Raw genomic sequence first — 17,304 nt, forward strand, 5'->3', positions numbered from 1 at the left:
CTGCCTATGACGTAACAGCAGGTTTTTGCACGCCTGCGGCATGTGTGGCAACCAAAGTGTGGCAACCAAAAAGGATCTCGTAGTGATGCTCGCTCGCCCATCCCGTCGTACCAACGTCCAGTCGTTCAAACGTGAAGCCGTGGAGCCGGCGCTGTGGTTGCTCAAACCGCTGGCGCAAGCGGTGGCGTTGTGTCTGGTGGCGGGCAATGCGCACGCGGCAACGGCGTTCAGCTCCAACTGGTTCGCCGCCAAGGGTGCCGCGCAGCAAGCCGCTGCCGCACGGCCGAGCACTGGCGGCTTGCCGGGGATGACGCCACCCCTGGCGCAGCAGCAAAAAGCCAATCAGCAATTGCAGCGCTCGATCCAGACCTTGAACAACACGGTCGCCGCGATTGCCGCGCAGCAGGCGGCTCAGGCGGCCGGTCGTGCCGCTGCGCTGGGTTCGGTGCAGTTTGTCCCGGACGGTCTGGGCGAGGGCGGTCTGAAGGTCGATAACAGCCTCACCCAAGGTTGGCAGAACGCCAAAGGCCCGCAGCAAACCCAGGCCGACGGCAAGACCACGGTGAAGATCGAGCAGACCGCCGACAAGGCCATCCTCAACTGGGAAACCTTCAACGTCGGGCGCAACACCAGCGTTGAGTTCGCCCAGCAGGCGAACTGGGCGGTGCTCAACCGGGTCAACGACCCGAACGCACGGGCCAGTCAGATTCAGGGCCAGATCAAGGGCGACGGCACGGTGATGCTGATCAACCGCAACGGCATCGTCTTCAGTGGCAGCAGTCAGGTCAATGTACGCAACCTGGTGGCCGCGGCTGCCAACATCACCGATATCCAGTTCCGCGACCGTGGCCTGTATTTCGACAGCAGCGCCACTCAGCCGACCTTCACCGATGCCGCCGGCAAGGTGTTGGTGGAGCGCGGCGCGAGCATCACGACGCACAAACCGGCGACGTCGACCGATGCCGGTGGTTATGCCTTGCTGCTCGGCAGCGAAGTGCAGAACGATGGCAATATCAGCACCGCCAAGGGCCAGACCGTGCTCGGCGCCGGTGACCGCTTCTACATCCGCAAAGGCGCGGGCACCGAGGGCAATGCGCTGTCGACCACGTTCGGCAACGAAGTCACGCCGGGCTTCAAGGCCGGCAACGTCAGCGGCAAGGTCAGCAACAACGGCTTGATCCAGTCATCTACCGGCGACATCACGTTGACCGGCCATGAAGTCGTGCAGAACGGCGTATTGCTCGCCAGCACCTCAGTGGCGTCTCGCGGCACGATTCACTTGTCCAATCCCGCGAGCGACAGCGGCGGCAGTGTCACCCTGGCGCAAGGCGGTGCCACGGCGATCATGCTCGACAGCAGCGATCTGACGGCGCTCGACAGTCAGCATCAGGCCGCCCTCAGCGCGGTCACTGCGAACAACCGCATTCGTGGCGATCAGTCGCGCATCGAGATGCAGAGCGGCGGCAGTGTCGAGTTCCAGAACGGTTCGATCACCCTCGCCACCGGCGGGCAAGTGGCGGTGACGGCGCAGCGTCGCAGCCTGGTGCGCGACGGGGCAATGATCGATGTTTCCGGTGCCCTCGGCGTCAAAGTGGCGATGGAAAACAACAACATCAAGATCAACGTGCAAGGCAACGAGCAGCGCGACGCCTCGGTCAACCGCGACAAAGGCGCGCTCAACAGCAACGACATCTGGGTCGATGTGCGAGAGCTGGTCTACGTGCCGGCCGGCACCAACGGCTATGCCACCGATCGCTGGTACACGGCCGGCGGCTTGCTGGAAGTCGGCGGTTATCTCGGCACTCAGGCGCACAGTGTGGGTGAATGGATGGCGCAGGGTGGTACGGTGAGTTTTGCCGGCAACGACGTAGTCACCGAAAAGGGTTCGTTGATCAATCTGTCCGGCGGCACTCTCGATGTGCAGAGCGGCGAGATCCGCCAGAGCTGGTTGCGCGGTGCGGACGGCAAGTTGTATGAAGTGTCCCGTGCGCCGGGCGATCTGCTCTACACCGGGCTGTACAAAGGTTACGAGGACAGCAGCGAGCGCTGGGGCCAGACCAGCTACTTCTACAACCCGCTGATTGCCCCGCGTTCGCGTTTCGAGTCGGGTTACATCGTGGGGCGTGATGCCGGGCAACTGGTGATTGCCACGGCCAACGCCGTACTCGACGGGCAGATGCTCGGCGAGGTGTATCAGGGCGAGCGGCAGAACCAGGCGCCGAAACCAGTGCTTGATGGTTATGAACAGAGTCAGACCGCGCTGGCCCGTCGCGCGCAGTTGATTGTCGGCAGTTATGACCCGGCGTATGTGGCGGCTTCGGGTGGCGTTTTGTATGCGCTCAATCCGCTGCTGGACCAGGTGCAGATCGGCGGCGAACGACCGGTGGCCAACAATGATCAGGATCTGGCCGGCGCCGTGTCGCAGGCGCGCAAGGGCACGTTGTATCTCGATAACCAGCAGCTCAACGGTTTCCGTCTCGGCGCGCTTAAAGTGGCGGCCAGGGATCAGGTTGTCGTTGACGGCGCGCTCATCGTCGGTGCCGGTGGCGATATCACCTTGTATGCCCCGGATGTGCAGGTCGGCGCCGACCTGACGGCGCGTGGCGGCAGTCTGCGACTGGGCAACGTTCTCAATCAGTTCACCGGCTCCGAGAGCAGCGACACTCGGCTCACGGCGAAAGCCGACAAGGCGACGCAAGTCCTCGTGGCTGCCGGCGTGCAACTGGATACCCGTGGAGTGTGGAGCAATCTGCGCACCGACCCGGATGATGGCACGAGTCTGGCCTCCCTCAACGGTGGTTTGATCTCGATCCGTAGCAGTGGCGATATCGATATCGGTGCTGGCAGTCTGCTCGACGTTTCTTCCGGCGGCGCGGTACTCGCCAACGGCAAGACCCGGGGCGGCAAGGGTGGCGATCTGACGCTGGAGTCCAGCGCGATTTCCGCGCCGGGCCAATCGCATTTGCGCCTCGATGGCGATCTGCGTGGCTACGGCGTGACCGGTGGCGGCACCCTTACGGTACAGGCCAACAAGATCCTCATTGGCCAGACCGACAAGCTGCTGGCCGACACCACGCTGCAGCTGTCCGCCGATCTGTTCAAAAAAGGCTTCTCCGCATACAACCTGATTGGCCTTAATGGTCTGGACGTGGCCGAAGGCACCGCCGTCGAGGTGACGATGCCGGTTTACCGTTTTGCCGACGCTGCGCCAGGCATGGCCAGCGGTGTCGATCCGCAAGCGGCGCTGGAGCTGTGGACGCCAACGCTGTTTCAGGAAAATCCGACCCAAGGCGTGCTGACGCAACGCGCCGGTGCCAGCCTGACGTTGCAAGGCGGCGCCAGCCTGATCAACCTGATCGACGCGGCCAACAGCACGCTGACCCTGGGCCGCGATTCGCGTATCAGCGTCGATCCGGGTCAGAGCATCAAGCTGCGCGGCGCCGGACAGATCACCGTTGACGGTGCACTCAACGCCTGGGGCGGCACGATCGATATTCGCCAGCAACAGTTCGGCTCGATCAAACCGGCCACCTCCAATCAGTTGGCCGACCCGAACGCGCATGACCGTTCGATCTGGGTCGGCGAGCATGCGGTGCTGGACGTGGCCGGGCGAGGCAACACGGCAGTCGATGCCTTGGGTCGCACCTATGGGCAGGTCGGCAAGGGCGGCAGCATCATTCTCGGCGGTGAGATCGACGCGAAACTCGCCACGGCCACCGCCGCCGATGCTTACGTGATTGTGCGGCAAGGTGCGCGGCTGGATGCCTCCGGTGCCGAGGCACTGCTGGATATCGCTGGCCAGGGACCGACGCGCGTGGCGACTGACGGCGGGCGCATTGGCATCGGCTCTTACAACGGTCTGTTTATCGAGGGTGACCTGCGTGCAGCAGCGGGCGGTGTCGGCGCGGCGGGCGGTCGTCTGGAGGTGGCGCTGGAGACGCCGTTGTACCTCGAATCGGCGGACAACAACGTTCGCGCACCTCGAGAGTTGATCATTGATCAGCGCGCGACGGAGCAGATACTTGCAGCCGGTTTGCGTCCGGGCGAGAGCGATACCGGTCTGCGTTATGGTCAGGCGCGGCTGCATGCCGACAGCCTGATGTCCGGCGGTTTCGACAACCTGAGCTTGTTGAGCAACGGCTTGTTGTCGTTCGACGGTGACGTCAATCTGCACATGAATCAAAGTCTGAGCCTGTATGCCGGTGCGCTGTCCCTTGCCGAGTCTTCCAAAGGCACCGCACGGGTCGATTTGCAGGCGCCGTACCTGCGCTTGTCCGGTGTCGGCAGCTATTACAGTGTGGTCGGCACCGTGCGCCCACGCCCGACCAACAACCCGACCGGTAAACTGTCGGACGCTCGCTTCAGCGCGACGGCGAACCTGCTGGATGTGGGCAACAGCCTGTCGTTCGGCACGCAAGGTTCGATCCTGCAACTCAAGGCGCCGGCCGCCGAATACAGTCGCCGCGCATTTGCTGACGTCAGCCTCGATAGCCGTGGTGATCTGCGCTTCCTGGCGCCAACCGATGGCGATCAGAAAAGCCGCCTGTGGACGCCGGGCGATTTGAACTTGAGTGCGGCGCAGATTTACCCCGCTACTGATGTGCAGGCTGAAGTGCGTGTCGGGTATCAGGGCGCGCAGGCGGTGGCCGAGCATACCCTGCGGATCGGCGGTCACGGCCCGGCGTCGGTGGCCGCGCCGTACTCAGCGTTTGGCCAGTTGACGTTCTCGGCCGCGCACATTGAACAGGGGGGCGTGTTGCGTGCGCCGCTGGGCAAGATTGTCCTCGGCGATGACCTGCTGACCACCACCCGCGAAGTGCGGTTGCTGCCGGGCAGTCTGACGTCGGTCAGCGGCGCCGGGCTGGTCATGCCGTACGGTGGCACCACGGACGGTATCGACTACCGCTTTGGCGGCAAATCGGTGGTGTTGAATGGCATCACCGGTGAAACATCGGGTGTGTCGATGAGCACCCAGTTCATTGATGTGCAGAGCGGTGCGGTCATCGATCTGTCCGGCGGTGGCGATTTGCGCGGCGCCGGTTTTGTTTCCGGGCGCGGTGGTTCCACGGATGCGCGGTTCAACCCGCTAGTGCGCAATGCCACCGACGGCACCTTCAGCCTGCCGGGGCTGGCCAGCAATCCCGTGTATGCCATCGTGCCGGGTAATCAAAGCGCCTACGCGCCAGTGCTGGCCGAGGCGGGCGCGGTCGATCCACGGATCGGCCAGCAGATCACCATTGGCGCCGGTGTGCCGGGGCTGGCCGCCGGTACTTACACATTGTTGCCGTCGACGTTTGCCTTGCTGCCCGGCGCCTTCCGGGTCGAGGTCAACGGTCAGGCCGCACCGGGTGCGACCAGCGGCGCGTTGCCCTTGCGTAACGGCTCGTGGACCGGCAGCGGGCAAATGTCGATTGCCAATACCCTGCAGCGCGACAGTTTGCCCCGACAGATCATCGTGACTTCGGCGGATGTGCTGCGCCGTTACTCGCAGTACAACGAGACCAGTCTTAGCCAATTCATACAGAGCGATGCCGCGCGCCGTGGTGTACCCCGCGCGCTGGCACCCAAGGATGGCAAGACCCTCGACCTGCGCCTGGTGGACGGCGGCGAGCAGGACATCGCGTTGCAGTTCAACGGACAGGCGCGGTTCGGCGCTGCCGAAGGTGGTCTGGTCGGTACGGCGGTGGTGCGCAGCGGCAACGCCCGCAGCAGCTTCGAAATCCTCGGGGCCGGGCAGGCGCCGACCGAGGGCTTCAACGGTATCTCGTTGTATGCCGAAACGCTCAACAACCTCAACGCCGCACGTTTGACCATTGGTGCGATGCCCACCGTCAACTACAACACGGCGGGCAATATCATCGGTTTCACCGGTGACACCTCGAGCATCGTCCTGCGTGACGGTGCACTGTTGGCGGCGCCGGAAGTGTTGTTGCGCAGTAACGCGATCAATGGCGGCATCACCGTCGAAGCCGGGGCGGGGATCAACGCCTTGGGGCGTGGCAACGTGGCGTATGACTCGAGCGCCGGGTACATCTATCAGCCAGGAGCGTCCAGCGTGGTCGTGGTCTCCAACGGCTGGACCAATGTGCTGGCGCCGGAGACGGGCGGTGGTTTCACCGGGGCCGGCAGCATCCGCATCGGCAGCTGCGCCACGGCGGTGTGCGCCAGCCCGGCGCTGCTGTATTCGAACGGCAGCATCACCGCCGCGACGGACAATCAGTTCGAACTCGGTGAAGCCGTGCGTTTCGGCACGCGTCATCTCGCGCTGGCCGTGGGGGCGGTCAATGCAGGCAGTGCCGAAGCGTTGTCTGCTGCAGGCAATCGTGTACCGGCCGGTCTGACGTTGAATCAGAATGTGCTGGATCGTTTGCTGCGCGGCGATAATCAGTTTGGTGCGCCAGCCCTGGAGACGCTGAGCCTGACCACGCGCGATGCCTTCAATCTGTACGGCAGCGTGACCCTCGATACGTTCGATGCGCAGACCGGTCAGAGCAAATTGCAGAACCTGGTGCTCGCCACCCCGGCGATCTACGGCGCGGGCGATGCCGATGATGTGGCGACGATCCGCACCGCCCAACTGATCTGGAACGGCGCCACTCAGGATCCGGGCAGTGTGATCAATGGCGGCGCCGGTACTGGTAGCGGCACGCTGGATATTCAGGCACAACGCATCGAATTGGGTTACGGCCCGATGCCACAACCCAACGGCCTCGAGCAGAACAACCGGTTGGCGCTGGGTTTTGCCAACGTCAATCTGAGCGCCAGCGAGCGCATCACCGCCAATCACCAGGGCAGCCTGGCGGTGTATCAACAGCAGGGCGCCTTCGATCCGGTCAAAGGCTATGCCTACAGCGGCGGCAATCTCACGCTGCGCACACCGTTGCTCACCGGTGAAGCGGCGTCGGTCAACCTGCTCAAGGCTGGCAACAGGCTCATGCTCAGCGGTGCCGGTGCTGCTGGCGTGGCCGATGCCCTCGGCGCAGAACTCAATCTGCAAGCCCGCGACATCGTGCTCGACAGCCGCATCGCGTTGGCCAGCGGCAAGCTCACGGCCAAGGCCGAGCACGACTTGACCCTGGCCGGCGGCGCGCAACTGGACATGGCCGGACGCACTTTGCCGTTCAACGACGTGAGCAAGTACAGCTGGGGCGGCGATGTGTCGCTGTTGAGCGCCGCTGGCGATATACGCCAGCTCGCTGGCTCGCGCATCGATCTGTCGGCGAAAAACAATCAGGCCGGCAACCTCAGCGCCGTTGCCTTGGCAGCGGATGCCGGCATCGTCGATCTGCAGGGCGAGATTCTCGGTGCCAGCAGCGGTTATTACGATGCCGGCGGCACGCTGGTGCCGTACAAGGCCGGTGGCGTGGACATTCGCGCGCAGCAACTGGGCGGTGAGGCGAGCGCCCAGTTCGCGGCACTCAACCAACGCTTGAACGCAGGCAAAGTGTTCGGCAGTCGCAGTCTGCAACTCAAGCAAGGTGATCTGTTGATCGGTGACGGGCTCAAGGCCGGCGAGGTCAATGTCTCGGTGGACAATGGCAGCCTGACGGTCAATGGCTTGATCGATGCCAGTGGCGAACGGGTCGGCAGCATTCGTCTGGCGGCGCAGAACGGCCTGACCCTGGCCGGCGACAGTGTGCTCGATGCCCACGGCCGCGTACTGCGGGTCGACAGTTACGGCAAGATCATCGACGCGCCAAACCGGGCCATGGTCGAGCTGAATTCCGGGGCCGGGGTGTTGACCCTGGCGTCCGGTACGCGCATCGACTTGCGCCATGGCACCGATGCAGTGCCGGGCTTTCTCGCCGGGCAGAATGATCAGATGTTGCGCGGCACCCTGGAGCTCAACGCGCCGCGTCTGGGCGCCGGCGACATCGCCATCGATGCCAGCGGCACGGTCAATATTCAGGGCGCGCGTTCCATCGGCCTCAATGGCACGCGCCGTTACACCGATGCGCGTGATGGTGTCGATTCGGCGGTCAGTGGCCGGCCGTATCAGGTGATCGATCAGGCGCTGTTGACCCGCATCGACGGCGACAACACCACGTTCATCGACGCCGCGCTGACAAACGCCGATCTGTTGCAACGCAAGCTGGCGGGTCTGAACAACGCGACCTACGCCGATGCCTTCCACCTGCGCCCCGGCGTGGAGATCGCCAGCAAGACAGCGGACGGCGACCTGGTGGTGGAGGGTGATATCGATCTGTCGCGCTACCGCTACGCCAGCCTCAATCGGCACACGGGCAAAGTCGATGGCGTCTACGGTTCCGGTGAATCCGCCAGCCTGGTGATCCGTGCCGGCGGCAATCTTGATATTTACGGCAGCATCAACGACGGTTTCGCGCCGCCACCGGAGACCGTCGACGACGCTGGCTGGAAACTGTTGCCAGGCGTGCAGCCATTCGGCGGCGATCTGGTTGTACCGGGGAGCGGGGTGACGCTGGCGCCGGGCACGCAATTCCCGTCGGGCGTGACCCTCAATTACGATTTGCCGATTCAGGACACGACGTTGGTCAGCGGTACGCTGTTGCCGGTTCAGGTGGAGCTGGCCGCGCCGTACACCTTCAGTGCCGGCACCGTGCTCGCGGGGGCGGTGCATGACGCCTCGGGCAATCTTTTGTATGCCGCCGGAACACTGCTCGACAGTGACCTGACCGTGCCGGCCAGCAGCCGACTGGGTGCCGGGATTCGCTTGAATCGCAACACCGCGTTGAAGGCGATGAACTGGCCCAAAGGTGTGCCGTTGCCGGGCGCCTTCGATGCCGACACCGGCAGCAGCAAGAATTTGATGTTGAGCAGTTCACTGGAGCTGTTGCGCGGTTCGTTGATTCCGTCGATGACCAATGTGGTGCTCGCTGACGGCGCCGCGTTTGTCGAGTTGCGTGGATTCAATGGCACACAGCAGGGCGCCAACTGGGCACTGGCGAGCATGTTGCCGTCGGGCAGTTCGTCGTGGTCGATCCGCGCGGTGGCGGGGGCGGATCTTTCCGCCGCCGATAGTCGTGCGGTGAAACCGCTCACCACCGAGGGCAATTTGCGTCTGGCGGACACTCATTACGGTGCGAAGATCACCGAAGGCAATCCACGCGCGGTGTGGTCGGAAACCAACCAGTACGGTTTCCCCGCCTTCGAACCGGTGCCCGAGGAATACCTGATTCTCTGCGAAACCGATCCCGGTGCCTGCGCCCCGATGGCGCGCTGGACCTGGGCCCCCGGCAACCAGTTCGGCTTTCAGGATTACGCGCCGATTCCCGAGGAATACCTGACGCTGTGCGACAGTTACCCCGAGGTGTGCGTCGAGAGCAATCCGGCGAAAAGCGCCAGCATCCACAGCCAGATGTTCAGTGTCCTGCGTACCGGTACCGGCGATCTTGATTTGCTCGCTGCCGGCAATTTGAGCATGGCTTCGCCGTTTGGTGTGTACACCGCTGGCACCCAGTCGGCCGATGTCGATCCGCGCTTCAAGCAGATGCGCGGACGCTTGTCGGACAAGGATTCGGTATTGGGCAGTGCCGGTGGCGACGTGGAAAAATGGGTCAACGGTGGCACCGACAGTCTCTATCAAGCCTGGTATCCGCAGCTCGGCGGCAACCTGACGATCAATGCCGGCGGCTCTGTCTCCGGTGACACTCTTGGGCGAAAAACCGCCAATACCGGCGGTTACCGTGAACAGGTGCCTGGCGTGGCGGTGGGCAACTGGTTATGGCGTCAGGGCACCGGCAGTGATGACGTGCCGACCGCTTGGTGGATCAATTTCGGCAGCTATGCGACGCAGCCGCTGCCCGACGCCGACATGGACGCGGCGCCGTACCTGGTGGGCTTCACCGGTTTTGGCACTTTGGGCGGTGGCAACATCAGCCTGCGCGCCGGAGAAGATGCCGGCATGCTCAGGCCGATGGGGGATGCGCGGACCAACCCACGCAGCCAGGGCCTGATCGTGGCGGTGGGTAGCACCGGTCGTGTCGGCAGCGACGGTAGCCTGCAATTGACCGGTGGCGGCGACATGGACATTCGCATCGGTGGTTCGCTCAATCCGTCCCTGCAAGCGCGCGCCGGCAACAATGGGATCACGCCACCCAAGCATGATCTGCAAGGCGCGCTGATCAACCTGCGCGGCGCGGCACAGGTGAGTGGCAGTGCGGTCGGCGGCATCAATCTGCAATATGGCGCCAACAGCGTGTTGCATGATGCTCGGGAAACCCGCGCGCTGGACCCGTTTACCGCGACCACCGGCAATGCCTCCGGCGGGCTGGTGCTGATCCCCGGCGATTCGGGCATGCGCATCAACACCCGTGGCGATCTGGTCCTGGGCGGCGCGGCGGACCCGGGCCGCGTGCGTTTGCAGAACGCCACGCCGCTGTTTGACGAGGCGGGGAACGTCAGCCAGGGCGGGATTTTGAGTGGCTTCTCGCTGTGGACCGAGCACACGGCCATCGATCTGTTCTCGGCGGGTGGCAACCTCACGCCGAGTACCCAGTTGGCCGAGACGGACACCAACGGGCCCATCAAAGGGCAGAACACTTCACCGACTGACAGTCGTTTTGTTTATCCGTCGATTCTGCGCGCCGTCGCCGGTCAAGGCTCGATCTACGCAGGTTCATCGGCGGCTTACAGCGTCGGCAATACCGCTCCCGCCACCGCTTACTCGCTGCTGTTGGCGCCTTCGGCTTCAGGTCAGCTGGAGCTGTTGGCCGGTGATTCGATTTATGCCGGCGGCTATGCGATCAACCAGTCCGGGGCCAGTCCACTGGCGATTGCCACGCCGTTTGCGCCGGCATTCAACGGCTATGCCAGCAACTCGGCGCAAACCCCGTTCATCTCCAACAGCGGCAGCGATGGTGTCGCCGCAGAACCGAATCTGCGCTTCCCATTGTTCGCCTTCGGTAGCAACTCGTACTCCGGCCTCAGCGATGTCATGGGGCCGGCGCGAATCTACGCGTTGACCGGCGATCTGGTCGGCATCCGCAGTGGCGAGTCACTGCGTGCAAGCGATTCGCAGCGAACCTGGTACGAAGCAGCCGGGCCGGTGTGGATGATGGCCGGTCGCGACATCGTCGCCTCTGGCACCAACCTGGGCCAACCGACGATTTCGCCGAAAGATGGCGTCGGCACCACCAAGGACACGATTTACTCCACCGGCAACCTGTTCGTGCATAACGACCCGAGGGATGTGTCGAGAGTGTCGGCCGGGCGCGACATCCTTTACAGCAGCTTCGACGTCGCCGGTCCCGGCACGCTGGAGATCAATGCCGGGCGCAATATCCTGATGGAGGACCGTGCCAGCATCACCAGCCTTGGCTCGTTGCTGGCCGGTGATCAGCGTCCGGGGGCCAGCGTGGTCTTGCAGGCCGGCGTGGGCGCGCAGGGGCCGGATTATTCGCGGTTTATCGCGCGCTACCTGAACCCGCAGAACGTGGCGAGCGCGGACGCAGCCCTCAGCGCGCAACCGGGCAAAGTGGTCAAGAGTTACCAGGACGAATTGCAGAGCTGGCTGACCTTGGGTTACGGCTTCAGCGGCAACGCCGAACAGGCACAGGCGTTCTACGCCGCACTGCCGGGCACCGAACAGGCCATCTTCGCCCGTCAGGTGTACTTCGCCGAACTGCGTGCTGGTGGCCTGGAATACAACGATGTCGATGGCCCGCGCAAAGGCAGTTACTTGCGCGGTCGCAACGCCATCGCGGCGTTGTTCCCGAGTACCGATGTGGCCGGCAATCCGATCCGCTACGACGGCGACATCACGCTGTACGGCGGAGCAGGGGTCAAGACGCTGTTTGGCGGCGACATCCAGATGCTCACCCCCGGTGGCGGTCAGGTGTTCGGCATCGAAGGTGCGGCGCCGCCATCGACGGCGGGGATCATCACCCAGGGTTCGGGCAACATTCAGCTCTATTCGCAGGGCAGCATTCTGCTCGGCCAGAGCCGGATCATGACCACCTTCGGCGGTTCAATCCTCGGCTGGTCGGCCGAGGGCGACATCAACGCCGGTCGCGGTTCGAAAACCACCGTGGTCTACACCCCGCCGAAACGGGTTTACGACACTTGGGGCAACGTCACCCTGTCGCCATCGGTGCCGAGCACCGGCGCCGGTATCGCCACGCTCAACCCGATCGCCGAAGTGAAACCGGGCGACATCGACCTGATCGCGCCGCTGGGCACCATCGATGCCGGCGAGGCGGGGATTCGCGTGTCGGGCAACGTCAACATCGCCGCGTTGACGGTGGTCAACGCCGCCAACATTTCGGTGCAAGGCAAGGCGACGGGTGTGCCGGTGGTGTCGGCGGTGAATACCGGGGCGATCACCTCGGCCAGTTCGGCGGCATCGTCGGCCACGCAAGCGGCGGAAGATGTCGCGCGTCAGCAGCAAGCAGCTTCGCGGCAGAATCAGGCCTCGGTGTTTACCGTGCAGGTGCTGAGCTTCGGCAACGAACAACTGGCGCCGACCCGCGATGGCGCCAGCCGCGCACCGGCCCCGGGTTACAACCCGAACAGCCCGGTGCAAGTGTTGGGGGCAGGGGCGCTGGATGAACAGGCGAAGCAGCAGTTGACCGAGGAGGAGCGCGGGCAACTGACGCTGTAAAAGACTCTCGTGCAGTACGTTTGGGCGGCCGGTTGGTCGCCCTTTTTTTTAGCAATCATTCACCAACGCGCTGAAATCCCTGTGGGAGCGAGCAGGCTCGCTCCCACATTGGATTGGGGTGGGGTTCAAAAAGAGTAAGGAATACTGACTTTCGCCCAAAGCATTTCACCTTCGGGCCGGTTCTCCACATCAAACTCTTTGGCCCAGCGAATCTCCGCACTGGCGTACTTGAGAAAGGTGAAGTGCAGCGCCGGGCCAATCGCGAAGACCTTGCCGCGCACGCCGTCATCGACGTCCTGCCCGGCAAACTGCACGGTGTGGCCGAACTGTTTGTCGTCGGTGGTCTGCTTGAGGAAGTAGCCGTTGACGCCGAGCATCAGGTCGTCGGTGATCTTGTAGCTGGCGGAATAATCGAAGTGGAAAATCTGCCCGGACTTGTAATCGGTGTCCTTGTTCTTTTCGTTGAAGCTGTAGGTGGTCTTCATCGAGACTTCGGTGTTGTCGGTCGGCAACCAGGTGAACGAGAACAGCGGTTTGTAGGTGTAGAAATTGTTGCTGGTGTTGGCCAGTCGATCGACGCTGTATTCGCCGGTGGGCACGGTGACTTCCACGGCGGCGCCAAGGGTCAGGTTTTTGCCCATGTCCCACAGAATGATCGGCGCGAAGGTGGTATCGCCCATGCCTTCGCGGGTGTCGCTCAGGCCGAACACCGAGACTTCCTGCTTCAACCACGGCTGGGCGATGTAGCCCGCCAGACGTCCGCCGAATATCCGCACCGGGCTTAGATAATCGAGACGCGGAATCACCGCGGTGGATTCGATTTCGACATTCGGCACCTTGCCACCCAGCGAGCTGATGTTGAACCTGGTCGCCTTGTAATGGTTGTAGTAGAGGTTGAACGCGACCATGTTCTCCGGAAGGCTGTCGACTTCCAGCGGCAGCATGAAGAAACCGTCGGTGCCGGTGCCGATGTTGTCGACCCCGGCTTCGGTGGCCAGGGCGGGCAACGTCAGGGTGCAACCTGCGATGAAAAGGGCGAGCGGCAAGAAGGATGTTGCACGGTTCTGGCTCATGACTGTCCTCATTATTATTGTGATTGGGACCTGGTACCGGTCGCTCGGAGCGCCGGTACGCTAGAAATAAGCGTTTGGCGTACGTTGGGGCAGGGTATTGGCGGACACCAAGGGGGCATCTGCGGACAGTTCGCGCACCCTGTGCTAACTTCCTTCGACATAACCGGTTACAAAAATAACAATCAAGCGTGATCCGGAATGTCAGCCCCATGAACGTAAAAGTCCAAGACCCGACCTTCGAACTGGCGCTGGTCTCGCCGTTCCTCCTGCAAACCCTCGCCGAAGTCGTGCAGAACAGAGGAATCGATTCCCAGAGCCTGTGCCGTGGGCTGGGTTTCACCCTTGAGGATCTGCAGGATCCGGCGCAGCGGATTTCCTATCGCCAGGCCGTAGCGATGATTCAGCGCGCACTCAAAGTGCTGCCCAATCAGGGTTTGGGGCTGTGGGTCGGGGCGCAGAATGTACTCGGTACGCTGGGCCTGCTCGGGCACGTGTTGTCGCTGTGCAAGACCTTGCGCGATGCCTTTGCCCTCGGCATTCGTCACCAGCACACGTCGGGCGGGATCGTCGTTTCCAGCGTCGATGTGGTCGGCGGGCAGGTGTATCTCGATGCTGAGTGCCGCCTGCCATTTGCCGACGTGCAGGTGTTTGCGGTCGAGGAGTTCTTCGCCAGTCTGCTGGTGTATGGCCGCGCACTGGTGGGGGCTGAGTTCAAGGCGATTGCCGTGGAATTTGTGCATGCCGCGCCGGATTACCTGGCCGAATATCACCGCCTGCTGGGGCCGGATGTACGCTTCGGTTGCCTGCACAATCGCATGCTGATCGATGCGCAGTGGCTGGACGTGCACCTGCCTAATCATCATTCGCTGGCGTTGCGTCAGGCCGTTGCATTGCTGGAGCTGGAAGCAGCGCAGGTGCATCAGAAGCTCGATCTGATTCAGGCCGTGGAGCGGGCGATCGCCCGGGATTTGAGTAGCGGCAGTCACATTGAAAAGATTGCCGGCGATTTGAACATGAGCAGTCGCACGTTGCGCCGGCGGTTGACTGAGCATGCGTTGACGTTTGAGGCGTTGCTGGAGCAGGTGCGGCAGGCGCGGACCTTGAGTCTGCTGGCCAATCCCGATATGCCGATTGAGCGGATTACCGAGGAGGTGGGCTACAGCGATGTGCGCAGTTTTCGCCGGGCGTTCAAGCGCTGGACGGGGCTGAGCCCTAGCGCTTGGCGTAATGACGCTAACCCTCACCCCAGCCCTCCCGAAACGTCGGACCGCCCGTAGGGAGAGGGGGCCGACCGGGGTGTCTTGCGAGTTACATCGACCTGAAAGATTTTTGTCGATTATGGATTCACCGGTGCACGCTCAATTCAGTGTCTTACCTCGATCATCCCCTCACCCCAGCCCTCTCCCGGAGGGAGAGGGGGTCTACCGAGGTGTCTTGCGAGTTGCATCGACCTGAAAGATCTTGGTCGATTATGGATTCACCGATGCACGTTCAAGTCGGTGTAGATCTCTAATATCCCCGAATCAGTTCCCTCTCCCCCCGGGAGAGGGCTAGGGTGAGGGGCTTTTGACTCTATCCAAACCCACACAAACCCTCCGGCCACAGGTAAACTCCCGCGCACTTTCCCAAGGAGTTCACATGAGTTACTACCAGCCGGGCATTCTCGCCACCCCTGTTCCTGCGCAAGCGCGTCACCTGTTTTTCGCCCTTGAGTCGGTTGAAGCCCTGCCGCAGGCGCTCGACAGCCTGCTCAATCAGGTGGACGGCAAGTCGGCGGTGGTCGGTTTTGGTGAATCCCTGGTCAAGGCGCTCAACGTGCAGATTGACGGCCTGCGCAGCTTCCCGGCGCTGACCGGTGTTGGCGTCGAGAACCCGTCGACCCAGCACGCACTGTGGGTGTGGCTGCACGGCGTCGACCGTGGTGAACTGCTCAACCGCTGCAACGCTCTCGAAGCCGCACTCGCACCAGCCCTGCGTCTGGTCGAGATGCAGGAAGCCTTCCGCCACAAGGACGGCCACGACCTCACCGGCTATGAAGACGGCACCGAAAACCCCCACGACGAAGCCGCCATCGCTGCCGCCCTGCAAAGTGCCGGCACTGACGGCATGGTCGGTGGCAGTTTCGCCGCGATCCAGCAATGGCAGCACGACCTCAAGGGTTTCCACAAACTCTCGTCCGAGGACAAAGACAACATCATGGGCCGTCGCCTCAGCGACAACGAAGAGATCGACGACGCACCAGTCTCCGCCCACGTCAAACGCACCGCGCAGGAAAGCTTTGCGCCGGAAGCGTTCGTCGTGCGCCGCTCGATGCCGTGGATCGAAGGTGATCGTGCCGGTCTGATGTTCCTCGCCTTCGGTTTCTCGCTGGATGCCTTCGAAGCGCAACTGCGCCGTATGAGCGGCCTGGAAGACGGCATCACCGATGGCCTCTATCGCATCAGCCGCCCAATCACTGGCGGCTACTACTGGTGCCCGCCGCTCAAGGACGGTCACCTCGATCTGCGCGCCTTGCGCATCGGCTAAAGGAAGAGACATGGACGTGGTGCGTTGGGGCATGATCGGTTGTGGCAGCGTCGCCGAGCGCAAGAGCGGGCCGGCCTTCTACAAGGCGCCCGGTTCGGCACTGGTGGCGGTAATGGGCCGACGCCTTGAGGCCGTGACTGACTACGCCGCGCGCCACGGTATCGAGCGGGTCTACACCGACGTCGATGCACTGATCAACGATCCCGAGGTGGACGCGGTGTACATCGCCACGCCGCCCGACAGCCACCACGCCTACAGCCTGAAAGTCGCTGCGGCCGGCAAACATTGCTGCGTGGAAAAGCCCATGGCGCTGAATGCCGGGCAAAGTCGCGAGATGCTGCAGGCGTTTGCCGACGCCGGATTGCACTTGTTCGTTGCCTACTATCGCCGTTCGTTACCGCGTTTTGCGCAGGTGCGGCAATGGCTGGAGGAAGGGCGGATTGGCGAGGTTCGGCACTTGAGCTGGACGCTGACCAAGGCGCCTTCGCCGGCGGATCTGGACGGTCGCGACAACTGGCGCACCGATCCGGCAGTGGCCGGTGGCGGTTACTTTGCCGATCTGGCCAGCCACGGCTTTGACCTGTTTCAGTATCTGCTCGGTGACATCGTTGAAGTCGCTGGATTCACCGCGCGTCAGGCCGGTTTGTATGCAGCGGAAGATGCCGTCAGCGCCAGTTGGCGGTTCGCCTCCGGGGCGCTGGGCATGGGCTGCTGGAGCTTTGTCGCGGATCGGCGTGAGGATCGGGTCGAGATCATTGGCAGCCTCGGGCGGATCAGTTTTTCGGTGTTTGATGAGCATCCCGTGCAGTTGCATGCCGATGAACACCTCAGCCTGGAAATCCCCCATCACGAGCACATCCAGTGGCATCACGTGCTCGGAATGAATGCGCATATTCGTGGCGACTCACAACACCCCGCCGTCGCCGAACAAGCGCTCAAGACCGACTGGGTCATGGACCAGATCCTCAAACGCCACTGATCCTCCATGTGTACACCGTCCCCTGTGGGAGCGAGCTTGCTCGCGAAAGCGTCCTGTCAGTCAATAATTTGGTTGCTGTTACACCGCCTTCGCGAGCAAGCTCGCTCCCACAGGGAATCGCGTGTGTCCTGCATCTAAGGTTATGC

At 63.0% G+C, this 17,304-nt stretch carries 5 protein-coding genes; 4 read left to right on the top strand and 1 reads right to left on the bottom strand.

Translation table 11 applies throughout. The features are described from left to right. Positions 1–85: 85 nt before the first annotated feature. Positions 86–12,580, top strand: coding sequence for a filamentous hemagglutinin family protein (locus CLU80_RS26515; protein WP_099758881.1), 12,495 nt, complete (start codon positions 86–88; stop codon positions 12,578–12,580). A gap of 125 nt (positions 12,581–12,705) precedes the next feature. On the opposite strand, the gene CLU80_RS26520 is transcribed toward CLU80_RS26515, so the two are convergent. Next, positions 12,706–13,653 (bottom strand): SphA family protein, encoded by a 948-nt coding sequence (locus tag CLU80_RS26520; RefSeq protein ID WP_099758882.1) that lies wholly within the window; start codon positions 13,651–13,653, stop codon positions 12,706–12,708. A gap of 209 nt (positions 13,654–13,862) precedes the next feature. On the opposite strand from CLU80_RS26520, the gene CLU80_RS26525 reads away from it, so the two are divergent. The 3 genes from CLU80_RS26525 to CLU80_RS26535 all read left to right on the top strand — a co-directional run bounded on the left by CLU80_RS26525 (position 13,863) and on the right by CLU80_RS26535 (position 17,158). Further along, on the top strand, positions 13,863–14,930 hold the full coding sequence (locus CLU80_RS26525) for an AraC family transcriptional regulator (protein ID WP_099758883.1): 1,068 nt from the start codon (positions 13,863–13,865) through the stop codon (positions 14,928–14,930). 361 nt (positions 14,931–15,291) lie between these two features. After that, complete coding sequence (locus tag CLU80_RS26530) at positions 15,292–16,179, top strand: Dyp-type peroxidase (RefSeq protein ID WP_099758884.1); 888 nt, start codon at positions 15,292–15,294, stop codon at positions 16,177–16,179. Positions 16,180–16,189: 10 nt separating this feature from the next. Next, the gene (locus CLU80_RS26535; RefSeq protein WP_099758885.1) at positions 16,190–17,158 is read left to right on the top strand and encodes a Gfo/Idh/MocA family protein; all 969 of its coding nucleotides are present in this window, start codon (positions 16,190–16,192) and stop codon (positions 17,156–17,158) included. The last annotated feature ends 146 nt before the right edge of the window (positions 17,159–17,304 follow it).

Origin of the sequence: Pseudomonas sp. 29, from assembly GCF_002754355.1 — a bacterium.
In the GTDB taxonomy this organism is placed as follows: Bacteria; Pseudomonadota; Gammaproteobacteria; order Pseudomonadales; family Pseudomonadaceae; genus Aquipseudomonas; species Aquipseudomonas neuropathica.